Raw genomic sequence first — 22,934 nt, 5'->3', positions numbered from 1 at the left:
CCCGTGCTGGAAACCTCAAGCGGACCGGCTACTCGCCAATCTCGTAGATGTAGCTTAACTTCGCGCCGAATGCCTCGCCTTCGTCGTCGCCGTCGAGGCTTACATCAAGCGCAAAACTGAAAATGTGCGGGCCGCCCAACTCCCAATCGAAGCCGAGCTCGGCCATGTGTTCGTTGCTCTCGCCTTCGTCTTCCCCGTTGGTATAGAGGTAGTCGGCAACGAGCAGGAATTCGGGAGAGACGCGGTAGTCAACACCGAGAGCGGCCCCGTAAAAGAAATCGTGGGCGTCCTCTTCGTTATTACCGTTCACCGATCGGCCGAACGGGTTCAGATGCAGTCGCAATAAATCAGTCACGAGCGTCTTGGTGAAAAGCCCGCGAAGCTCGTAATCCACACCACTGGAACGATAGCCGGTCGGGAAACGCAGATAGTTTCGCACGGCAAACGCCGGAATCCACCCGTCCTCTCTCCACAGCCGCCAGTGCCAGCCCAGGGTCAGATCGCCATTGCCGTCCACCTCTCCGTCACCCAGTTCAAATGGCAAGGCGAGGAGCAGTTCGTGATTCTCCACAAGACCGTATTCGACTTCCAACTCATACTCGTAATCGTCATCGCTGCCGTCCTTGGAAGTCGACCAGGCGAAGTTGTTCTTGATTTCCAACACGCCGACCGGCTCTGGATCGGCGCTGCGCAGGAAAACGGGACCGTCAATCACCCACTCGGAAGCTCCCGTCGTCGTGCTTGTCGTCATTGTCGTGCTCTCCGACGAGCCCGCATCCTGCTGCGATGCCAGCACGAGCGACGTCGGCCGCGCCAACGGATCGGACTTTGGCCCCCGCGCGCCGAGCTCACCGGCGAGAACCGAACCGGAAAGAACCATCGCCAGCACCGCGCTCAGCGCACTTCGGGTCAAGAAAAAACGTCCTGCCATATCCAATTCCTCCAGTTGATGGACGACGAATTGACGAACCGAAGCGGACCGCGCTCCACGGGCTCGACAACGCGCCGGATTTGTCAGCCTCAAGTATCCACGGAGAACTCCGTGCGTCAAGACGGCGGCATGCTGAGGGGCAGTCAACAGCAGGATGGGGCGGCGGTACTCCCTGGCGTCGCACCGGCGGCCGCGAACAAACCGAAATGCCGCGACCGATCTCCCCGGACCTTGAAGTGTTTTGAATACCGCGTGGCGGTCAGGATTGCGGCTGTATTGCCACTCACCGGGGTGGGTTTGCCCGCCGGAAAGACGTGGTTTTGATCGAGGGCGAATCCGCCGGAGGCATGCGACATCGAACCGAGATAGGTGGCAATGTGCCCGTAGTCTTCCTGCTGATCTTCCAGATCGGCAAGCTTGAATATGCGCACCGTCACGGACTCGAACCGAACGGGGCCCACCTTCTCTTCAATGGCGGCGTTGCCCAGCGTCATTGGCCGGCGATGAACAACCCGTACGTCCGGAATGCCCCTGCGAACCATCATGCGACGGAAGTCCTCGAAATACATGGCCCCAGCCAGGCACTCGCCGAGCAGCACCGGATCGTCCATCCACTCTTGCGGGAGACGGCGGTCCGCGAACACATCGGAAAACAATAGCTCTCCGCCCGGCTTGAGAACCCGGTAAATCTCGTCGAATACGCGTTGCTTATTCGGCGCGAGATTCAGGACACAATTCGAAATGGTCACGTCGACGGATTCGTCCCCGATGCCGGCCGCAGCCAAGTCTTCCAGGTAGCCCTGCATGAAAGTCGTGTTGGGCTCAGGCAATCCAAATCGCTCGGCCTGAGATTGTTGATGACGGCGGGCAATGTCGAGCTGCTCGGGCGTCATGTCCAGGCCCAAGACCTGCCCCTTCGATCCGACCAGCGCCGAGCAGATGTAGCTGTCGCGCCCCGTGCCGCATCCGAGGTCGAGCACCGTGCAGCCCTCGATCGCCGGAGGGATCGGCGAACCGCAGCCGTAGAATCGTTCGCGGATTTCAGGCTTAATCCGTGGCAGCAGCGCCCGCACGTGCGCCGGCATGCTCTCCCCGGTGCAGCAGGCGCTGGTCTTCAGGTCGCGCGTTCCTCCCAGCACACGCCCGTAGTAGTCCTGAACACTCTCGTGAATCAGATTGAGCGAGCTCATTTCATGAATCCCGCGGTTCGACGAACGGCTTGTTGTCAGCCGCCGTCGTCCCCGCCTTGTGGGACCTCATCTCGACTGCGGCCAGTGTCCTCGGAGTTGCGGGAGAAATCCACCTTGGGCGCCGTCTTTGCCTCCTCCGGTGCTTCAAAGTACTCGGCCGGCGCCACGCCTGCCAGGGAGGAGTAGAACCGCCCCAGCAGTCTTCGCGTGAAGGTGTTCAACTGCCGGACGGCGTCGTTGTACCGTTTCCGCTCGACGGCAAGCCGATTCTCCGAACCCTCGATCGCCACCATAAGGTTGTTGAACGACTCGTTGGCTTTCAGATCAGGATAGCTTTCGCGCAGCACAAGCAGGCGCGAGAGGGCGGACTCGAAACCCGTCGCAGCCTTGGCCATGCCACTGACGGAGCCCTTGTCCTTGGCCTGGAAGTAGGCCTGGCGCGACTCGGCGATGTTGGTGAAGATTTTCTCCTCGTGGGAAGCATAGCCCTTCACGGTTTCGACGAGATTGGGAACGAGGTCGAACCGCCGCTGAAGCTGATTTTCGACCTGCGACCAGGCCCCCTTTACGTTCTCCTCGAGCGTAACGGCCCGATTGTAGCCCGAATAGACACAGCCGCCGACGATAACCAGCGCGCCCGCCAGCGCAAGAAACATCACCAGAAGGACTTTGCCGAAACTCACAGACGCACCTCGCTTTCCGCTCAGCGCCGCGCCGCAGGAAGGGCAGAACCCTCCCTGGCGAGCGACGGCCGCACCGCAACGTGGACATTCCTTACCAACTGCCACCGGCACCGCCTCCTCCGAACGAGCCCCCGCCGCCAAACGATCCGCCGCCGAAACCGCCCCCGAAACCACCGCCAAAGCCGCCGCCCCCACCGAACGAACCCCGTCCACCCCGCGACATGCCTCCCAACATCTGCGCCAGGATCAGGGCGCCCCACAGTCCGCCGCTGCCGCCATAACGCCGACGTCGGCGACTTGCCGAAGCGATAATGCTGAGAAGTATCAGGAACGGTATCACCCCCACGCAGCAGCTTCCGGCGGCTTCGACCGGGGGGGCGCGCGATGATTGAACCCGGGGCGCCGCCTGGGAAGACGCGCCCTCCAGTGTCATATTCTCCGATTCCGCTATCTTATTGGCGATGGCCAAGGCACCCGCGGCCAGACCTTCACCGATCTTGCCCTGTTTGAATCTCGGGACCATCACCTTCCGCCGCAGCGCCCCCAGCCACGTGTCGGGCAGAACGCCCTCGAGCCCGTATCCAACCTGAATCTGGTCGGAGCGCTCCTTCACGGCCAGGGTCATCAGAACACCGTTGTCCTTGCCCTTTTGCCCGAGCTTCCAGCGCTGCGCGTGGCGCACGGAGAAATCGAAAATAGACTCACCTTCGGTGGTGGGAACGGTGAGGATCTTCACTTGAGCGCCGGTCTTGCGCTCCAGTTCGCCAAGTACGTTCTCCAGCTCTCTTTCCAGCGAAGCGTCAATAACGCCGGCGCGATCGACCACGTATGTCCCGGGGTCATCCACGGTGACCTCGGCGAGCGCCCCGGAAACGGGCAGGAGAACAATGGCGAGCGCCAAGGCCGGGAGACGAGGCTTAGTTCGTCTGAAGTTCATCGATGAACCTTCCCACAGCCGCAACATCGTCATACAAGCGCACGAATTCGTCCCATCGTTCCCTCGCTTCCGGTTGGAGCGATTTACGAAGTCCGTCCAGCTTCCGTCCCACAACTCCTTCCACGTGTGTCAGGATGTCCTTCGTGGACAGCGCGTCGCGCGTGCCCTTGAGCCAAAGGACACCGCGAAGCGTCCGCACGAGTCCCGACGCCACGTCGTGATCGAGATCGACGAGATCGTCATCGGCCCCGCCAGAGGCCAGCAGACCCTGGCGAAGCCCGATCATCAGAATCTTGACTTCCCGCTCGCATTGGGTCCGGATGTCGGCATCCAGGAACGTCAGGTTGGAAAACGGATCTCGGCCAAGAACGATCACATGGCGCTGCTGGACTTCCAGGAATTCGAGCGGGAAGGTATCCCGCGACTCGTCAATGTAGGCCGGCGTCATGATCAGTGGTGCTGCCACGCCCTGATTCGTCAGTCCGGGAATCTCCGTCGCCAACCGCCGCAAACCGGCCAGTTCGACATTTCGAAGAACGAGAACGGTCCTGGCGCGGTCGATGCCGGGATGAAACTCCGACGACACGGCCGGACCGAATAGAACCAGCGCTTCGACCACGTCGGCAAACACTGCCTGGACGAACTCGGCCAGTCGGGCGATGCCGGGGATCACCTCGCCGGACACCTGTGATTTCCAATCCTGCTCGAGAGCAACCTCGGTCATTGCCTCGGTTTCCTCCTTTCCTGGCTGCGCCTGGCGTTTCCGGTCCGGATTACTCTTCTGTACGGCACCGTGTCGTCGGCAACCATTATAGAAGTCCGAAAAAGTTGGAACGCCTCCCGCGAGCCCCCAGAGCTCTTTCCATAGGAATCAACGAATCCGACGCAGATCACCATGCGAAACCGATTTCACCGTCGGGCATTACCGGACGATCTCGCGCGCCTGTCAAGCCTCGCGGATGGGTCAATCTCCAAACGGCGCGTATCGCCCCGATCATGCTCAATCGCCTTTCCATACGCATCGATAACACTCGTAGAGCGTTTCTCTCGACGATCGCATCCGGTCCCGGCCCCCAAAGACCTGGCCTCGGTGAAGCGACCACCATCACGCATTCGGACGCCCGAATGATGACGCCCCCGCGAAGTCGCGTTCTCGTGGTCGACGACGATCCGGACGCCCTGCATTTCCTTCAGGCACACCTCGAACAGGCGGGCTATGAAGTCCTGACGGCGACCGATGGTTGCGAGGCGCTCCACGTGCTTCTTGACCAGGGATGCCAGATCGTTGTAACCGATCTCGCCATGCCGTCGATGGACGGACTCGCCCTGTGCAGGGCGATCCGCACGCATGAGGGAATACCGTTTGTCTATGTGGTCGTTGTAGCGGAACAGCCCCAAGCCGAAAACCAGCTCATCCAGGCGTTCGAGGCCGGAGCCGACGGGTTTCTCGTCAAACCGCTGCGACCGGGCGCGGTGATAGCGAGGTTGCGCGGCGGTGAGCGCGTGCTGAGGGTTCACTCCGACCTGGAGCGACAGAATCGTGAAGTCCACCGAACCAACGCGGAACTGGCCGTCGCCAATACAAGACTGGAAGACGCCTATGCGGAACTTCGCCGACTCGCGACGCGCGACGAGCTCACCGGCCTGACCAACCGCTGGGACATCCTTCGCCAGTTGGAGTCCGCATGGGGAGACAACACCGGAGACGCGAACGCCATCACCTGCATCAGCTTGGACCTCGACCATTTCAAGAACGTCAATGACACGTACGGTCATGCGGCCGGGGACGCTGTTCTGCGGGAAACGGCGAAAACGCTCCTCCGAACGACCCGGGAGAACGAGCGCGTGGCGCGATTCGGCGGAGAAGAGTTCCTCATTCTCCTGAAGAATACGACCGAATCGGATGGGTCGATCCTGGCTTCGCGGCTGCGGCTGGCGGTGGAGTCTCAGGGTGTCGAATTCCGCGGTCACACGTTGGGAATTACGGTCAGTCTGGGTGTGGCCACAAGAACCCCGGGAATGAAATCGCCGGACGACCTGCTCCGGGCGGCGGACGAGGCCCTGTACGCGGCCAAGTACCAGGGTCGCAACCGGATCTGTCTGGCAAGCACACTGAATGCCCATCTCCGATCGAGATTCGATACCGGCGTTGTCCAGTCCCCCAGTCCGCCCCAGGATCTGGTCCACCCCGGCACCGAGCGACCGGCCCGGATCCTGGTCGTGGAGCCCTCGTCCGCGTTTCGAGAGCGATGCGGCATGCTTGACTCGGAAGGCTGTGAGGTCCAATTCTCATCGTTGGACGACCCGATCGAGGGGCTTGATCCCTCCTCCGCGCCGGATGTCGTACTCTTGCCGCTCGTCGAGCCCGCCTCGAGATGGATTGCGGCGGCAGAGTGCTTGAAATACCGCGATCTGACTGCGGAAACGCCGCTCATGCTGGTTGCGGACTGCATCAGACCCGAAGTCGCCCAGCACGCGATCGAGATTCACGCGGACGACCTCGCCGTCGCTGACATGTCCCCGCAGGAACTGCTCTTTCGCGTGAAGAGGCTGGTGAAGGATCGATTGAAGTTCCAGAGTCTGACCGCAGCGGAAATTGAGCGTGGCGTGCAAAAGCGGGTCATGAACGGACTGTTCGAATTTGCCCGCCAGTTGGTCGCCTGCCGGACGATGAAGGCCGTCATTCAGCATACGATCCATACCCTTTCGAATGTGACCCAGTGCCGTCGGGTAAGCGCACTGCTTCCCGATCCTTCGAAGGAACTGCTCGTCGTCGCGGGATCCACGGGAACCATTGGGCGACAGCTCGCCGGAATGTCTTTGCCGGTGAATGGCAGCATTCCGGGAGAAGTCTTCCAAGACGGCGTGCCTCTCATTATCAACCGGCCGGAAGACCTTCCCGAATCACTCCGCCCGAGCGATCTGCTGATGCTTGGCGAGCCGCCGTTCGTTTGTATTCCCATGATCGAGGAACACGCGACGCTCGGCGTGCTGATCGGGGGATTCCGCCGTGACGGAAAACCATTTGCGGGAACGGACTTGGAGTACGTAGACCTCATTGCCAACGATGCGGCCGCGGCTGTCAGGAAGCACCAGGTTGTCCGCTCGCGGGAAGAGGCGAGGGACGCCATCGTCTTTGCGTTGGCGAAGCTCGCCGAGCACCGCGACTCCGATACCGGCCACCACGTGGAACGTGTGACGAAATTCAGCGCGGTTCTGGCCAGGGAACTGCACGAATCATCCTCGTACTCCGGACTGATCGATGACCGGTTTATCCGTGATCTGGAGCGAGCGGCTCCCCTTCACGACATTGGCAAGGTTGCCATTCCCGACAGCATCCTCAACAAGCCGGGAAGGCTCACGGACGAGGAAATGCAGGCGATGCGAACACACACTGCCATCGGCGCGCATACGATTCAGGAAGTGGTCGACCTTGTTCCGCACGCAGGCTTTCTGAAAATGGCCGTGGAGATTGCCCGAAGCCACCACGAATGGTTCAACGGAAATGGATACCCCGACGGCACACGGGGACGCGAAATCCCCCTTTCGGCACGGGTCGTCGCGGTCGCCGACGTCTACGACGCGCTGACGTCGCGCCGGGTGTACAAGGAGCCGGTTCCCCACGCCGAGGCGCTTCGGATCATTACGGAGGCGTCCGGTACGCAATTCGATCCCGAGCTGGTCAAGGCGCTCCGCCGACGCGAGAAGACGTTCGAACGCCTGGCCCGCGTCCTGTCCGACGATACGGAGGCGGAGCAACTCTCTTCGATCGATCGGCGGATCTGGCGGCGGTCCCACACCGCCGACTCCGGTGCTTCGGTCCCCCTGTCACAGACGACATGAATTGCCTCGCTCGGCGACGCCGCTTAGAATCTCCTCCGGTTCTTTGCGGCGCGGAGGAGATTGGCTGCCCTCGGCTTCAATTCCCGATCGAGGCACGATGCGCTGGATTCGAGTTTTCCTCTCGGCGGCTGTCCTTGGACTGAGCGGCGCATGCGCGCTCGGCCCGACTGGCGCGCTGATGCGCTGGCGCACGGATTTCGAATCGGCCGAGCGAGCCGCCCGCGGAACCGATACCCCGCTGTTCATCTATTACGACAACACCCGCCCCGGCGTGCACGACGACCTTCGCGACCTCCTTCGGGACGAAGGCTTGAGAGAGGCGCTGAAACCGTACACCTGCTGCAAGCTGTTCCGTTCCTCCGAGCCGGACCGGCGCTATGTGGCCCAATTCGGCGTGGAGCGGGCCCCGGCGGTCATCATCGTCCACCGAGACGGGACGTACCATGCCGTGTCGGGTATTCAAACTACCGGCGAGGTACTGAATTTTCTCGAGCGTGCCAATCCCCCGGGCGCCACGCCGGTGCGCGATGATCTGCTTCCGCGCGAAAGAAGTCTAGCTTGGGAACGCGCCGCAGATGTTTCGCTCGAACGTCTGACGAGTAGCTCCTCACCGACTCTTGTCGTTTACGCAAGACGTATGACCGGCGACTGGGGGCAAGTTCGATCCCTTCTTGAAAGACTCGAGATCCGCCGTCGCCTCGCCGGTTGGCGGATTCGCCGCGTGACGGTCGGCTGGCCTTGGTCACAGCGCACGGAGACCGCGTTTGGTCAGCTTGCGCTGCCCGCGGTCGTCGCCGTTGCCCCCCACGGCGGATATTACACCGCGGAACGACCACAAACCCTTACCGACATCGGAACAATCCTGCTCGCCGCGAGCGAGCCATCCGCACAAGTCGACGATCTGGCGGTCTCCCGGCGAACCGAATGATGGAGCATTCGACCAACCGCCGCCCGTCAAGGCCGGAGTGGCTGACCTGGCCGAATGCGATCAGTGCCGCACGGATGGTATTGCTCCTTCCGCTCAGCCTGATCCTCATCGAGTTTCCCGCCGATCCATTCTGGCGACGCGTCGCCTTCGGCCTTTTCCTCGTGATGGCGGTGAGCGACGCCCTGGATGGGTACCTCGCCCGCAGGCTCGGGCAGCAAAGCCGGGCAGGCTTCGTCCTGGACCCCTTGGCCGACAAGCTCCTGATCGCCGTCGCCCTCGTCCTCCTGGCGATACCTGCGACGGCGGTTCCGGGACATCGTGTTCCCTGGTGGGTCCCGGCGATCGTGATCGGCAAGGACATCGTCGTGACGCTCGGGCTGGCCGCGTTGTATCTGAAAATCGGGCGCGGGCTCGACCGCCCCCGTTTGACAGGAAAGGTCTGCACGCTGTTCCAATTGGTGCTGGTGGGCTTGGTGCTCGCGGCGCCCGATCTTCCGTCGCCGGTGGTACGGACCTTGCCTACAGTCTGGTGGATGGCCAGTGGTCTGGCCGTCGCGGCGGTGATAGACTACTTCATTGCCGGAATTCAGGCCGATCGCCGCGAATCAACACGCCTCGCACAGGAGCGTTCCGTATGACGGACTCACCCTTCTCCCCCATCGAGCAGGCCTTCGAGGACCTTCGGCAGGGGAGGTTCATCGTACTGGTAGATGACGCTGACCGGGAAAACGAAGGCGATCTGGTCGTCGCCGCGCAGGCCATCACACCCGAGGCCGTGAATTTCATGCTGACCCGCGCCCGCGGCGTGCTCTGTTTGGCGATGGCGCGAGAGCGCTGCGAAGAGCTCAATCTGCCACTCCAGGCCTCGCAGAACACGACGCGCTACGGAACGGCATTCACTTTGACGATCGACGCCCATCCACGGTTCGGCGTGACTACGGGTGTATCCGCCAGCGATCGTGCGCGGACCATCGAGGTCGCCTGCGCGCCCGATTCGCGACCGACGGACCTGGTTCGCCCCGGACATATTAACCCCCTGATGGCACGCGATGGCGGCGTACTCGTCCGCGCAGGCCAGACGGAAGGTTCGGTCGATCTTTGTCGGCTGGCCGGTCTGCGCCCCGCCGCAGCGATCATCGAGATCATGAACGACGACGGCACCATGGCCCGCACGCCGGATCTGGTCCGATTCTGCGAGCGCCACGGCCTGCGCATGTACACCGTTGCGGACGTCATCGAATACCGCATGATGCGTGAGCCGTTTGTGCATCGCGGCGTTGTGACAAAGCTCCCAACATCCTTTGGCGAGTTTACCTTGATCGCCTACCACTCGCCGGTTGATCCGGAGCCCCACCTGGCGCTGTGCTGTGGCGGCGTCGGCGACCTGGGTGCAGACGGACAACCGATCGTTCACGACGAACCGGTGCTCGTGCGTGTGGAATCCGAGTGCATGACGGGCCATGTCTTTCACTCGGCCCGCTGCGACTGCGGCGAGCAACTCGACGCATCCATGAAGATGGTGCAGGATGCCGGAAAAGGCGCCATCATCTATCTTCGCCAGGAGGGGCGGGGCATCGGGCTGCACAACAAGCTCAAGGCGTACCAGCTTCAGGACGGTGGCCTGGACACTGTCGAGGCCAATCTCAAACTCGGCCTGCCCGTGGATCGCCGGGATTACGGAGTCGGGGCGCACATCATCCGCGATCTCGGGCTACGGCAACTCCGCATCCTGACCAACAACCCCAAGAAGGTGAAGCGACTCGAGGTCTACGGTGTAAAAATCGCCGAGCAAATCGCGTTGGAGTTCCCGGCAAACCTGTACAACGCGGCGTACCTGCGAACCAAGAAGGAGAAAATGGGCCACAATCTTAACGGGGTGTAGGCGAAGCCCGTAAACTGTCGCTTCAGCACTCTCGCCCGTCACATTCTTCCAGCCGGCGCTGTAACGGCGTCTAAACTCGTTCAGGCAATAAACTTGACAGCCTCCTGCAGGAACGCTATGACTTTGCGGTGAAGTGAACCGGGTGTGTCGTCATCGTTGTCGGCACAACGCAATCCGGACCGCGCAGGTCGACCTCCGGGCCGAGGTAACCTCCGGCCGGTTTCCCCGGAAGTGACACCGGGTCGTCAATGTTCCAGGGTCGGTTCGCGCTGACGCAAGCCAGATTTCCCCATCGCTGGAGGTAGGTCTATGCCCACGGCTGTACAGTCGACAAAGTCATTGGATAAGCTCCTCAAGGCCATTCTCGTTTTCTCGCGCAGCGTGCAGCATGTGCTTGAGACGCAGGCCGTCGAGAGCGCGGCGGGTGAGCCGCTTTCCGCTTCAAAGGTCCAGATTCTCCGCCTCCTGGCGCAAAGCGGAGGGCACACCGCCACCCAGGTTGGACGCTATCTCGGTGTGTCCAAACCGGCCGTCACTCAGCTGATCGACTCCATGGTCCGTGCGAAGCTCGTCAATCGCCTCAGCGCCAAGACCGATCGCCGCGAAGTGAATCTGCATTTGACCGAGCAGGGCCGACGCCTGGCGCGAGAGGTGAACAAGCAGCAGCGGCATCTGGTCCGCGCCGCATTACGAGACGCGCGCGTCGGTTCGGCCGACAACCTTGCCGAGAACCTTCAGAACATTGCTGCTCATCTTGCCCAGGCAAACAGCGAAGTCGAGCACTATTGCCTGCAGTGCGGCGCCTTCGAAGACCGCACGTGCGTGCTTGTCGGCGGCCATGCGCATTGTCCACTGGAAGGGGAGGAAGTACCGGCGAACGGTCGAACGAAGCGTACGGCGCGAACGAAGGGACGCCGGTAGGCACCGGTCAATCAAAGACGATTGTCCGGTTCTGACTCACCAGTATCTTATCTTCAACATGCTGCCGAACGGCCGTGGCGAGGACCACGCGTTCCAGGTCCCGCCCTTTGCGGACCAGATCGGCCACCGTGTCACGGTGGTCCACGGCAAGCGTCGCCTGGGCGATGATCGGCCCATCGTCGAGGACTTCTGTTACGTAGTGGCTGGTAGCACCAATGATCTTGACGCCTCGTTCGTACGCGCGGTGATACGGTCTGGGTCCGGCGAACGCTGGCAGAAAACTGTGGTGAATATTGATGATGCGCTCCGGGTACCGCGCCACAAACGTGCCGGAGAGAATTCGCATATACCGTGCCAGTACCACGAAATCGACCCGCGCGTCTTCCAGAAGTTCGAGCACCCTCGCCTCTTGTGAATTCACGTCGTTATTTTCCACCGGCAACTCGTGGTACGGCAGACCGCAAGCCTCCACGTGGTCCCGCAGGTCGGGGTGATTGCTGACGACGCAGGGGATATCCACGTTCAATTCTCCCGTGCGCCAGCGCCAAAGCAGATCGTTCAGGCAGTGCCCCTCGCGACTCGTCAGGATCGCCATGCGTTTGCGGTGGTTACCCCAGTATGCCCGCCAGCGCATGGTGTATTGATCGGACACCGGCGACCAGGCCGCTTCAAACGTGTCCCGCGTGAGTTCGAATCCGTGAAGGTCCACCTCCACACGCATGAAAAACTCGCTGCGCTGGGGATCGGTGTGCTGGTCCGCGTCGAGAATGTTGCCGTTGTACTTCGCGATGAACGCCGTAACGGCGGCAATGATCCCCCGCTGATCCGGGCAGAAGATAAGCAGCCGTGCGGTCTGCGGCGGCTCAATGTTGTTGCGGTTGTTGTTGGTCAAAACGGCTCCTCAAACGGCGACCGTCTATTCATCGGCAAAAGGCCGCCGGGCGCTTATGAGGCACCGCTCAGAGCGGCTCCAGCCGAAGGTGAACGCCGCCGGGCTCGATACGGATGTCAGCGATCCTGAAGCGCCGTTCTCCGTTGGGCCAGATGAAATCGTTAGGGACATCCACGCCGTCGAACAGGTCCACGATCGACGTACCCTGCTCGTTATCGCTGCCTTCTGAATCATTGAGCAATCCGTGAACGGCCGAAATCAACCGTCGAGGAACCGCCAGTTTCCCTCCCCGGATCTGCTCCAGTTGAATTCGGACCGCGTGGCCATTATTGGCGAGGGAGATTCGCAGGGCGCCGTTCAACACCACACGTACCCCGCCGCGATCGACCAGGGCGCCGATGCGAATACGGCCGGGCTCGAGTTTGGCGGCCAGATTCCGGACGTCCTCCGGAAGGCGGTTCCCCCACCGCGGCCATAATTTGGGCATGGCCGCCAGCCACTCGTTGATCTGCTGCTGGGTGATGGACACCTCGTACGCTTCGCGGCGAACCAGATGCCTGCCAGTGTCATCGATCACCCCGGCCGATTCCCGTTGGGCACGGCGAAGCACTTCCTCGCCAACCGCCACCGGATTGTACCAGGAGGGACGGCACTGGAATGCCAGGAGCATGGACAGGCCGACCGCACCCGAGACGAGCGACCATACGAGCAGAATGCGACGAATCACGCGCTTGCGGACGGATCGCTTTCCCGGTGCCGGTTCGCTTTCGCGCATGATCTCCTGCCGTCCTTTGCAAGCAACTGTCGAACGTCGTCTTCGCGCCCATGTCCAAATTGACGATACGACGCGGCATAACCTACAATGCAAAGCCCCGGATCGAAAGCCGATGGCCAAGGCGCATGGAGCCTGATCCATCGTGCTTCGCGCGCCCTGTCGCAGCGGCATGGCCGGCGTACTGCGCCCGACGCGGGCGCCCAGTTTACCAGAGGTCAGTCTTGTTCACCCGCGGAACCGGATGGATCATCGTTCCATTGTGGATCTTGGCGATGAGCTGGCTCTTCGCCCGCGATGTCCTGCCGGGATGGATGGCACGCCCTGCTCCGCCGCTGAAGGTCACGGAATGGCTGCAAACCCAAGGTCGGAAAACGCAGTACACCATTGCAAACGACGACGGCCGCCTGGGGACAATGTGGACGGATTATACGATTGATGAAACGTCGATCCGGCGGACGGATCTTGTCTTCATCGAGCGATTCCCTTTACCCATCGCCCCCCTCCGGGTCACGACGGACGCCGTCTTCCAGGCGAACGGGATTCTCGACGAATTCACAGTTGAGGTGGAATATCCCAGCGGTCAACTGACACTTCATGGCGAGCGCTTTCATTCGGATTTCTCATTCACGCTCGCGGACGGACCGCTGCGTCGTTTGCAACGGACATTCAAGTTTCCGCTGACCGAGGGCACGCTCATCTCCGATGCGCTGAGCCCGTTCAGCTCGATGGCAGGACTCGAGGTCGGACAGCACTGGCGAATTCAGGTCTTCAACCCGGTGGCTGTCCTGACGGGATTGGGTGAGAGGTTCCGCTCCGTCGTGGTGAAAGTCACCGGACGGGAATTCGTGAGTACAAACATGGGAAGGGCGGAGTGTTTCGTGCTGGAAGCCTTGGGCGCCAAGGCCTGGGTGGATGACAAGGGCACGGTCCATCGACAGGAAGTGGAGCTCGGTATCGGAGGGCGCATTCGCATCGATCGCGAACCGCTATACGACGAGGACGCACGGGCCGCCGCACGGCGGTTTTCCTTCCGCTGAAACTGTAAGCAAGCCCGAGTATGCATTCCGAATTAAACGACATAGCCATACTTCTGGAAGGCGTTCGCAAGTCCTACGGGCGAAAGCTCGCCGTCCGCGAACTCAGCCTGTCCGTCCCCCGGGGGGAGCTCTTCGCCTTTCTGGGTCCCAATGGCGCGGGCAAGACGACGACCATCAAGATGATCGTCGGGCTGTTGCGCCCGGACGCGGGCAGAGTGCACGTCTGCGGCCATTCCATCGGGGAGAACGGACTCGCAGCGAAGGCCCAGCTTGCCTACGTGCCCGACTTGCCCTTTCTTTACGAAAAGCTCACGGGCCGAGAGTTCCTGTACTTCGTCGCGGAGATGTACGGCCTGTCGAATGCTCAGCGCGATCGCCGACTCGACCATCTCCTGCGGCGACTCGATGTCCTCGAGTTTCTGGATCAGCTCACCGAGAACTACAGCCATGGGATGAAGCAGAAGGTCGTTCTCGCGGCCGCGCTGCTCCATGACCCCGCCGTGCTGGTCATCGACGAGCCCATGGTCGGTCTCGATCCGCGCTCCATTCGCGCCGTCAAGGACCTGTTCGTGGAGCACACCCGCGCCGGCGGAACCGTATTCATGAGCACGCACACGCTGGACATTGCCGAAGCGGTGGCCGATCGCATCGGCATCATCAACCGCGGAGACCTCATCGCCATCGGCACGCTCGACGAGTTGCGCTCGCAGGCCCGACAGCAACAATCGCTGGAGGACATCTTCCTGCGACTGACGGAGACCCAGGCTGATGGCTGACGCCCCCCCTGCCACCCGCCCCATGCTCGGACTTCTCCTGAGGGTGCGCACCCGCTGTGTGAGAAACCGCATCCTGCAGGCCGTTGACGAAGCGCCCATGCGTCTCAGCCTCTCCGTGGTAATGATCGCCGTGATCTGGGTCGGGCTGTACGGGATGTTCTGGGGCGTGTTTCGGGAGCTGCGGCACACGCCGCTGGAGGCCACAGTCGCCTTTCCCCTGATATTCAACTTCTTCTTCGTGGCCATGCTTATTCTGCTGACGCTGTCCAACGCGGTCATCGTCTATTCCGCGCTGTTCAGCAAGAGCGAGTCCGCTTACCTGCTTTCCGCCCCGCTGGAACCGCTCGATGTCGTCACGTTGAAATATCTGGAGAGTCTCGTCCTCGCCAGTTGGGCCCTGGTTCTGCTCGGTATTCCACTGATGCTCGCCCTGGCCAGGCAGACGGACAATCCACTCTTCTATGTCCTTTTCCTGGTTTTTTTCATTGCTTTCATCCCGATCCCCGCGTCGCTGGGTCTGCTACTGGCCTGGCTCACGGCCGAGTATTTCCCGCGGAGGGTCTCGCAGGGCCTGTTCGTCGGCGTCGGCGTGGTCGCTGCGTTGCTCGTGCTTGCGGGCATCCGTTCGATGCAACTGGGCAACGAGGAAATCGAAGTCTGGCTCCGCGACTTCCAGTCCCGGATGGCGATCCTGCAGAGCGCGTTCATGCCCAACTACTGGGTGGCAGCCGGCATCGATGAAGCTATGCACGAGCGGTTCGAGAACGCCCTGCTCTACCTCGGCGTCACGGCCGCGAACGCGCTGTTTCTCAGTTGGATCGCGGTCCGGGTCGTTTCCGGCAGGTTGTTTCATGCCCTCGACCGGGCCGTAGCCGCCGGCGGTTCCCGGCGCCAGGCGGTTCGTTCCTCCGGCGGGCTTGCCGGACGGCTGTTCTCCTATCTGCCCTTGCCGCTGCGACTGATCGCCGCCAAGGACCTGCGCACGTTCTTCCGTGATCCGCTGCAATGGAGCCAGCTTGCCATTCTCTTCGGCCTGCTCGCCCTGTATCTGTCAAACATGCCCACGTTGCGCGCCAACCTCTCCGGATATGGTTGGTACCTGGCGATCCCATACCTCAATCTCTGCGCCGTGACCCTGATTCTGGCAACGTTTACGTGCCGGTTTGTGTTCCCCCTCGTGTCGCTGGAGGGGCAGACGCTCTGGCTCGTCGGACTTCTTCCCATGCCAAGAGGCAGCGTGCTCAGGGCCAAGTTCGCCTTCGCCATGACCGTCACAATGTCGGTTGGCCTAGCCGCGTTGATCCCCGCGATCATCGTGCTGGGCATGCAGCGAACCTGGGCCCTGATGCACTTCGGCCTGATCATCACGATGTGCTATGGTCTGTGCGGCGTCAGCGTGGGACTGGGCGCCCGGCTCCCCCAATTCCGCGAAACCAACCCGGCGCGCATCGCCAATGGCCTTGGAGGTACCATCAACCTGATGGTCTCGCTCGTTCTTGCGACCGGCGTTCTCGTCATGGCCGGCTGGGCGACCTACCGCGCCGGAAATCTGGCCGAGGACGCACCGCCGGATCGAATCTCGGCCCTGCTCTGTCTGGCGGGAATGGTCCTGGCCTACGCCGTGGGTCGCGGAGCCATGTCCCTGGGGCGGCGCCATTTCGAGCGAGTCGAAGTCTGATTCTCCCGACCGCTGGCTTTCCGATAATCAGGCTGCTTGCAACGCGGAACCGGTGCAAGCCGGTCGCATATTCCCGCCAGCGAATTCGTCTGCTACTCAAATGGGAGAACCAGGGCCCTCCGTGCCTAGAATCGAAGGAGGAGGGGGCTGATGCAGCGGGAGCCGATTCGCGACAATCATCGATGCAGTCATCACGCCATACGGACCGAATCGACCGGTAGCGACGACGGGACCGGCGATATGGCTCGCTTCAGCAGCGGTCCGGTCGATATGGACGCCGTCTTCCGGTCGCTGATCGAGCTTGAATGCCGCTGCGGGGCGCTTAGCCGATCCCGGCGCCGCCGCATCATTCAATATGGTGCCCAGCTTGGTTTGTCTCCCGTAGAACTCGGTGCATTGATCGATCAAGCCGTTCGAGCCCAATCGAAAAACACACATCGGCCGGGCGCGCTAAAGCTCCGCGCTGCGAAACGCGCCGTCAGCACTCCGGCCAACTCGGGGTGGGCCTGCGTCCTGCTCGGCACAGTGCTTCTGTTGTTGGGACTTTGGCTGAGTTGATTACGGCCGCGCCCTGCGTCACACCGGCGAAAGAGCGAGTCCAGACGGGGTACGTTCGTTGGCAGTCTGATTTTCGGATGGCGCTGGAGGACGGACTCGCCGCGCGGCACTCCGCGCCTAGCTGCTCGCCGCCGCCTGCGTCTGTTCGCGGGCAAGAACGCGCTGCACCAGGCGGCGATGGGCGCCAACTAGATCGCGGCAGATCAGTTCCACGCGGCGATTCATCTCCCGGCGATCGCGAACCATTCGTCGCACCAGCTCACGCAGCTTGCGGTGCCGTTGCACGTGACGGCGATGAAGATCCTGACCGAGCAGTGCCCGTTCCGCAGCGTCGAGCAGCTCCACCACGGGAAACGGCTTGATGAACAAGTCACGCACGCCAAGGCGCAGCGCCGCGAGCGTCTCGTCGCGCGAAGGATTGCCGCCCATGAGGATGATGGGTCGGCTGCTCAATACGCGAAGCTCCTCGCAGAGCTTCAGGATATTCTCGTTCGGCGGATCGAGGTCGGCGATGACCAGATCGTGCGGACTGCTCAACTCCACGTCGAGGCAGGTCGACGCATCCGGAACGCAGGTGATCTGCGCGTCGATGCGCCGACTCAGCGCAGCCACGATCAACTCCAGCAGGGCCGGATCGCCGACGACAAGCATGATCTTGGGGGCGCGCGGCGTCATCGGCTCACTCTCCCTTTCGGGGCAGTGAGCGCGCCATGAGCAGCACAAGCTAGGCGTCGGGGGTGATGTGCGCGGAACGCGCCTTGCTGCCTGCGGCGCAGGCGGGCAGCTCGACCGTGACAATCGTGCCGATTTGTGGCGTGGATCGAATCCAAATCTGTCCGCCGTTGATGTCCACCAGTCGATAGGACCGCGAGAGTCCCAGCCCCCGGCTACGACCGGCCGGGCGACTCGAGAAGAACGGATCGAAGGCATGCTCCAGAACTTCCGCCGTCATACCCGCGCCGTTGTCCTCGACGACAATCCGGACTGTCTCATCGGAAGACCGCGAGGGCGAGTTGACCACGATCCGGCGACGGGAAACGTCCGTAAACTCGACGGCGTTCGCCATGAGCGCATCCAGCACCGATTCCAGGTGCGTCGGATCGACCCAGACTGTGCTGGCACGGTCGGTCATCTGGATATCCAACTGCCCGTCTCTGAGGTCAAAGCGTGCTTGCCAGCGCTGCCGTCCGGCTTCGAGCACCGTCGCCACGACAACGGACTCGGGTTCGGGCGCGTCGGGCTTGGCAAAATCCATCAATTCCAGCACGATCTGGGAGGCCCGCCGCGCCTCGGACTCAATTAGCTCCAGCGTCCGCTTTCGCCGCGGATCACCTTCCGCGGTCTGGGCGATCTCCATCTGCGCCCGACCGCTGATCACGGCCAGCGGATTGTTCAGCTCGTGCGCCGCGCCCGCCGCCCACTGCGCAACCATATCCACGGTCCGGGCACGCACGAGCTCTCGTTGGGCCTCGTATAACCGCCGGTTCGCGTCCAGGAGCTCTTCGTTGGTTCTCTCGGCAATGTATCGCGCCTTGGCCGATGCCAGTGACAAGGCAAGCGTCCCCGCCAGCGCCCGCCACTCGGCCGTAGCCCCGCGAAGGTCGCCGATGTCATCCTCGGCACTCTGGAAAAGGACGGCGCCGCCCAATCCGGCCGCCTGCGGGAGCGGTAGCTGCCACAACGTTCCGTTCGGATAGGAGCCGGTGCAGAATCGCCACAGTGGCATGAACTCCCCCCCGGCCTGCTGCAGCGCATGGTCAAGAGCGAGGGAAGAGAGAGAGGCAAGAGCCTCTCCATACGCCAGCGCATCGAATGTTCCCGATCCGGCAGGCCAGGGTGAGTCCGCGGCTCCCGCAGCCGCTCCGTAAAATTGCCCGGTTCGTTCATCGGCTGCGATCACGACGACCGTGCCGACGCCCAACACCGAGCGCATGGATTCCGCGGCGGCGGCGCAAACTGCCGCAGGCTCGCTCTGCTCCGAGATAACCGCCGCGAAATCGCGAATGATGTCGAAACACTTCGCCCGGCGAGCAAGCTCGCGATTCCGCGCCTCAAGCTCACTATTCAATCGGAACAGATCACCGTTGGCTCGCTCCAACGACTCGGCGTACAACGTCCGGCTGACCTCTGTGTCGAGCCCGACGAATTCGCAATACTGTTCAATGGCGTCAGGCAGACGGCGGGCCACGTCGTCCAGCTCTTCCGGCGACACGCCCAGCCGCGCCGCCCGCTCCAGCACCTCGTGGTGTCCCGCCGATCCGGATAGACCGATGTACTGCCGTCGGACCAGTCCGTCAGCAACCTGGACCAAGGCGACCAAGGCCGGGTTCTCGGTCGCCGCCGGCAGTGCCTCGCAGACGTGGTGATGGAGCCACGTGCACTCAATGATGGCTGCGGGCAGTCCCCACCGGCTCGTCAGGCGCTTTCCCGCGATGGTGTGATCAATTCCCAGGACCTCTCGCTCCGCGTCGCACAAATTCCCGTGAAATCGCTCCATGCGATCGAGGACCCGCGCGTATGCCTTCGGAGCCACGGCGTCCAACGCCATCTTTCCAATGTCGTGGAGCAAGCCGCCAACAAACGCCTCAGCCACGTCAGACTTCGGACGCGTATCCGATGCCAGCATTTCGGCGGCGCAGGCCACGGCCAAGCTGTGCTTCCAGAGATCGCGCCGAGCCCGTCTGGCCCTGTCCTCGTCGGGGGGCGAAGGGATCGCGGCATAAATCGTGAGCGAAAGCACCAGGTTGCGGATGGCCCGAAAACCCAGCAGCCCCACGGCACGGTCAACGGTGATCGCCCGGTTGGCCACTCCCAGATCCGCCCGTCGGACCTGCCGCAACACGGCCGCGGTGAGCGCGGCGTCGGCCGTGATCAGGCGCACCACCTCCTCCATGCGGCAATCGGGATCGGTTGTCACTGAAAGCAGTCGTACGGCTACGGACGGGAGCGTCGGAAGTCGATCAACCTGCGCGAGCAGTCGCTCCGCATGCGCGTCATTACGCGACGGAAGAGGGCGCGTGGACTCGGCGGTGGTACTCATGCCCGGTGTGCTGTCCGGAGTCTGTGATGACCTACTGGGCGCTGACCAACTGCTCAATGCGCTCGATCACATGGTTGATATCGAACGGCTTGCGAATGAACTCATCCGCACCGGCCGCCATGAGCTCGTTCACCTCATCTGGATCGGCAACACCGCTGATGGCGATGATCTTGATGTGCTCGTAGCTGGGATTGGCCCGGATCGTCCGGCAGACCCCCGTTCCGTTCACGTCGGGCAACTTGAAGTCCAATAACAGAACATCCGGCTTGAACTGCTCGGTAAAAATGCCCGCCTGGTAGCCTGAGTTCGCAGTGGCCACCTCGAACCGCCCGTCCCGTTCCAGCAATTCCTGGAACATGTCCACAATGGCGGGATCGTCATCCACGACAAGGACGCGCTTTTTTCCGCTTTCCAGCGCATCCAGCGGGATGTGGTTCTGCTTCATAAATTGGATCAGCGACTCGCGGGGAATCCTGCGGAAGCGTGAACCCGGCACACGGAAACCCTTCAGGCGTCCGCTGTCGAAGCACCGGATCACCGTTTGCTGGCTCACTTTGCAGATGGCGGCAACCTCGCCCGTGGTGAAAACGGTCTTGCTGCGATGGTTTTCCATGGCGCTCCCCTCCGTTTGGCTGCCTTGGGAATCTCGGACGTTCATATTAGCCAGCTTCCCCATATTCCCTATACGATACATACGGAGGCGTCATCGGTCAACGAAAAAGATGACGGGGGCACTGTACCGGGTTCTGGGGGTACCTGGGCACGGCGGGGATTTGGGCGATTTATTGGAATTACGCCACCGGAACCGTACCGTCCTCGGTCCGTCGACGGCGACGTCCGCCGCTCAGCGCCACCCAAAGGACGGTTACGTCGGCCGGGTTGATTCCGCTGATCCGCGATGCCTGCCCCAGGGTCCGGGGGGCGACTGCCGCCAGGCGTTCACGAGCCTCGGCCCGAAGCCCGCTGAGTCTCGCGTAGTTGAGACGTTCCGGAATCACCATGGACTCCAGGCGTGACATCCGCTCGACGTGCCGCGCCTGGCGATCGACGTAGCCGCGATAACGGACGCCGATCAATACACGCTCCAAAACATCGCTGCAGACAGGTCGGGAAGGCCCGGACCCAAGGAGTCGGGCGGCGACCGCAAGATCCTCTTCGTTTCCGCAGAGCTGGGAGAGGATCCGCGCGTTGCCTCGGGACAAACCAAGCCGCTGCTCCAGCTCGTCGACAAGCGCCTCCCGCTCCGTGAAGCGCTCCCAACGAATATCATCAACGAGCCTCAAGCGACGGCCGACCGGCGTCAGGCGCTCGTCGGCATTGTCGGACCGCAACAGGAGACGAAACTCGGCCCGGGATGTGAACATCCGATAGGGTTCAGTCGGCGGGCGGGTCACGAGGTCGTCGATCATGACGCCGATGTAGGCCTGATCCCGACGAAGGACCAGCGGCTCGGCGTCACGAAGAAACTGAACCGCGTTAACTCCGGCAACGATCCCCTGACCGGCTGCTTCTTCGTACCCGCTCGTTCCGTTGATCTGTCCCGCCAGGAAAAGCCCCGAAACGAGCTTGGTCTCCAGCGACGACTTCGTCTGGTGCGTGGGGACGAAGTCGTATTCGACGGCGTACCCGTATTGGAGAATCCGTGCCTGCTGCAAACCCGGAATCCGGCGGACCATGTCATCCTGGACGTCACCCGGGAGGGATGTGCTGATGCCGTTGCAGTACACGCGCTCGTTGTCGTAGCCCTCCGGTTCAAGGAAGACCTGGTGCCGGGACTTGTCGGCAAAGCGCACCACCTTGTCCTCGATACTCGGGCAATATCGCGGGCCGCGCGATTCGATTTGCCCGCTGTACATCGGAGCACGGTGCAGATTGGCGCGGATTGGGACATGGACTTCCTCATTCGTCCAGGTAATCCAGCAGTTGACCTGCGGCTGGAGAATGGCGTCGGTCATCGCGGAGAACGGCGTGGGAAACTCGTCTCCGTACTGCACCTCGACCTGGGAATAATCAATCGAGTCCCGATGAACCCGGGGCGGCGTTCCGGTTTTGAGTCGCCCGAGTTCGAACCCCAGCGATCGTAATGAATCGCTGAGCCCCACCGCGCTCTGTTCCCCAACACGCCCACCTTCAACCCTCTGCGGTCCGCAGTGCATCAGCGCCCGAAGGAACGTACCGGTGGTGACAATGACCGCCCGAGCGTTGAGCCTCCGGCCGTCGGCAAGGATTAGGCCCCTGACGCGGTGCTTGGGCCCGCGCGTGGAGGTGGCGCAATCACCCGACGAAGACGCAATTTCGGGAGATACGTCGAGATCATCTGAGGGGATCTCGTCGGCCAAGATTTGCTCGACCGATCCTTCAATGATCTCCAGTGATCGGGCCCGGCAGAGGAGCTCCTGGACGACATGCGGATAGCCGTGACGATCGGCTTGGGCGCGAGGAGCCCAGACCGCCGGCCCCTTGCGACGGTTGAGCATGCGGAACTGAATGCCGGCGGCGTCGCTGGCCAGGCCCATCAGCCCACCGAGGGCGTCGACCTCCCGGACCATTTGCCCCTTGCCGATCCCGCCGATCGCCGGGTTGCAAGACATCCGCCCGATGGCCTCGCGCTGCATCGTGACCAGGGCAACTTCGGCTCCCGCGCGCGCCGCCGCCCAAGCGGCCTCGATGCCCGCGTGTCCGCCTCCGATGACGATGATGTCGTACGTATTGCGCACCCTTGAACAACCACCCCCTGTTGGATCGATGGATTCCGTGACTCCCGGCGAGGGATGGTATCGCCAACGGAGGCGATTGTTCAAGGTGGCTGGATCAGACTGCAGCACTGATCATCGCAAAAACCGGGATGCCAACATTCCTATCG

Annotated in this window: 20 protein-coding genes; 9 read left to right on the top strand and 11 right to left on the bottom strand. The window is 62.2% G+C overall.

Annotated features, from left to right (window positions below; genetic code table 11):
- Positions 1–28: 28 nt before the first annotated feature.
- The 5 genes from J5J06_08400 to J5J06_08380 form a co-directional block, all read right to left on the bottom strand.
- Positions 29–931, bottom strand: coding sequence for a hypothetical protein (locus tag J5J06_08400; GenBank protein MCO6437094.1), 903 nt, complete (start codon positions 929–931; stop codon positions 29–31).
- 143 nt (positions 932–1,074) lie between these two features.
- The gene (locus tag J5J06_08395) at positions 1,075–2,121 is read right to left on the bottom strand and encodes a methyltransferase domain-containing protein (protein ID MCO6437093.1); all 1,047 of its coding nucleotides are present in this window, start codon (positions 2,119–2,121) and stop codon (positions 1,075–1,077) included.
- Between the two features lie 35 nt (positions 2,122–2,156).
- Complete coding sequence (locus tag J5J06_08390; protein ID MCO6437092.1) at positions 2,157–2,777, bottom strand: LemA family protein; 621 nt, start codon at positions 2,775–2,777, stop codon at positions 2,157–2,159.
- Positions 2,778–2,895: 118 nt separating this feature from the next.
- A complete protein-coding gene (locus J5J06_08385; protein MCO6437091.1) occupies positions 2,896–3,741 on the bottom strand; it encodes a TPM domain-containing protein in 846 nt (281 codons plus the stop codon).
- Positions 3,722–4,465 (bottom strand): hypothetical protein, encoded by a 744-nt coding sequence (locus J5J06_08380; GenBank protein MCO6437090.1) that lies wholly within the window; start codon positions 4,463–4,465, stop codon positions 3,722–3,724. Before J5J06_08380 ends, J5J06_08385 begins: the two co-directional genes overlap by 20 nt.
- A 401-nt stretch (positions 4,466–4,866) precedes the next feature.
- Between J5J06_08380 and J5J06_08375 the strand changes: the two genes are divergently transcribed.
- The 5 genes from J5J06_08375 (at position 4,867) to J5J06_08355 (ending at position 11,315) form a co-directional block, all read left to right on the top strand.
- Positions 4,867–7,584, top strand: coding sequence for a diguanylate cyclase (locus tag J5J06_08375; protein MCO6437089.1), 2,718 nt, complete (start codon positions 4,867–4,869; stop codon positions 7,582–7,584).
- Between the two features lie 97 nt (positions 7,585–7,681).
- A complete protein-coding gene (locus J5J06_08370) occupies positions 7,682–8,512 on the top strand; it encodes a hypothetical protein (GenBank protein ID MCO6437088.1) in 831 nt (276 codons plus the stop codon).
- Positions 8,509–9,150 carry a CDP-alcohol phosphatidyltransferase family protein gene (locus J5J06_08365; protein MCO6437087.1) on the top strand — a complete coding sequence of 214 codons (642 nt, stop codon included), beginning with the start codon at positions 8,509–8,511 and terminating at the stop codon, positions 9,148–9,150. The genes J5J06_08370 and J5J06_08365 overlap by 4 nt, the downstream gene beginning before the upstream one ends.
- Positions 9,147–10,394, top strand: coding sequence for a 3,4-dihydroxy-2-butanone-4-phosphate synthase (ribB, locus tag J5J06_08360; protein ID MCO6437086.1), 1,248 nt, complete (start codon positions 9,147–9,149; stop codon positions 10,392–10,394). The genes J5J06_08365 and ribB overlap by 4 nt, the downstream gene beginning before the upstream one ends.
- A gap of 309 nt (positions 10,395–10,703) precedes the next feature.
- Positions 10,704–11,315 carry a MarR family transcriptional regulator gene (locus J5J06_08355; GenBank protein MCO6437085.1) on the top strand — a complete coding sequence of 204 codons (612 nt, stop codon included), beginning with the start codon at positions 10,704–10,706 and terminating at the stop codon, positions 11,313–11,315.
- Between the two features lie 7 nt (positions 11,316–11,322).
- On the opposite strand, the gene purU is transcribed toward J5J06_08355, so the two are convergent.
- Together purU and J5J06_08345 are read right to left on the bottom strand one after the other, a co-directional pair.
- Positions 11,323–12,183, bottom strand: a complete 861-nt coding sequence (gene purU / locus J5J06_08350; protein ID MCO6437084.1) for a formyltetrahydrofolate deformylase — start codon at positions 12,181–12,183, stop codon at positions 11,323–11,325.
- Between the two features lie 91 nt (positions 12,184–12,274).
- Positions 12,275–12,982, bottom strand: coding sequence for a hypothetical protein (locus J5J06_08345; protein MCO6437083.1), 708 nt, complete (start codon positions 12,980–12,982; stop codon positions 12,275–12,277).
- A gap of 272 nt (positions 12,983–13,254) precedes the next feature.
- Between J5J06_08345 and J5J06_08340 the strand changes: the two genes are divergently transcribed.
- The 4 genes from J5J06_08340 to J5J06_08325 all read left to right on the top strand — a co-directional run bounded on the left by J5J06_08340 (position 13,255) and on the right by J5J06_08325 (position 17,031).
- Complete coding sequence (locus J5J06_08340; GenBank protein MCO6437082.1) at positions 13,255–14,019, top strand: hypothetical protein; 765 nt, start codon at positions 13,255–13,257, stop codon at positions 14,017–14,019.
- Positions 14,020–14,039: 20 nt separating this feature from the next.
- Positions 14,040–14,795: an ABC transporter ATP-binding protein gene (locus J5J06_08335; GenBank protein ID MCO6437081.1), complete on the top strand. Its 756-nt coding sequence runs from the start codon at positions 14,040–14,042 to the stop codon at positions 14,793–14,795.
- Positions 14,788–16,473, top strand: a complete 1,686-nt coding sequence (locus J5J06_08330) for a hypothetical protein (GenBank protein ID MCO6437080.1) — start codon at positions 14,788–14,790, stop codon at positions 16,471–16,473. Before J5J06_08335 ends, J5J06_08330 begins: the two co-directional genes overlap by 8 nt.
- 150 nt (positions 16,474–16,623) lie before the next feature.
- The gene (locus J5J06_08325; protein MCO6437079.1) at positions 16,624–17,031 is read left to right on the top strand and encodes a hypothetical protein; all 408 of its coding nucleotides are present in this window, start codon (positions 16,624–16,626) and stop codon (positions 17,029–17,031) included.
- Positions 17,032–17,148: 117 nt separating this feature from the next.
- Here the strand turns inward: J5J06_08325 and J5J06_08320 are convergent, their stop codons facing one another.
- The 4 genes from J5J06_08320 to mnmG form a co-directional block, all read right to left on the bottom strand.
- Positions 17,149–17,706 (bottom strand): response regulator, encoded by a 558-nt coding sequence (locus J5J06_08320; GenBank protein ID MCO6437078.1) that lies wholly within the window; start codon positions 17,704–17,706, stop codon positions 17,149–17,151.
- 49 nt (positions 17,707–17,755) lie between these two features.
- Complete coding sequence (locus tag J5J06_08315; GenBank protein ID MCO6437077.1) at positions 17,756–20,071, bottom strand: HDOD domain-containing protein; 2,316 nt, start codon at positions 20,069–20,071, stop codon at positions 17,756–17,758.
- A gap of 31 nt (positions 20,072–20,102) precedes the next feature.
- Positions 20,103–20,684, bottom strand: a complete 582-nt coding sequence (locus tag J5J06_08310) for a response regulator (GenBank protein ID MCO6437076.1) — start codon at positions 20,682–20,684, stop codon at positions 20,103–20,105.
- Positions 20,685–20,862: 178 nt separating this feature from the next.
- On the bottom strand, positions 20,863–22,788 hold the full coding sequence (mnmG, locus tag J5J06_08305; GenBank protein ID MCO6437075.1) for a tRNA uridine-5-carboxymethylaminomethyl(34) synthesis enzyme MnmG: 1,926 nt from the start codon (positions 22,786–22,788) through the stop codon (positions 20,863–20,865).
- Between the last annotated feature and the right edge of the window lie 146 nt (positions 22,789–22,934).

This window comes from Phycisphaerae bacterium (assembly GCA_024102815.1).
GTDB lineage: Bacteria > Planctomycetota > Phycisphaerae > UBA1845 > UBA1845 > JAGFJJ01.
This window is presented reverse-complemented; position numbering and strand designations above follow the sequence as displayed.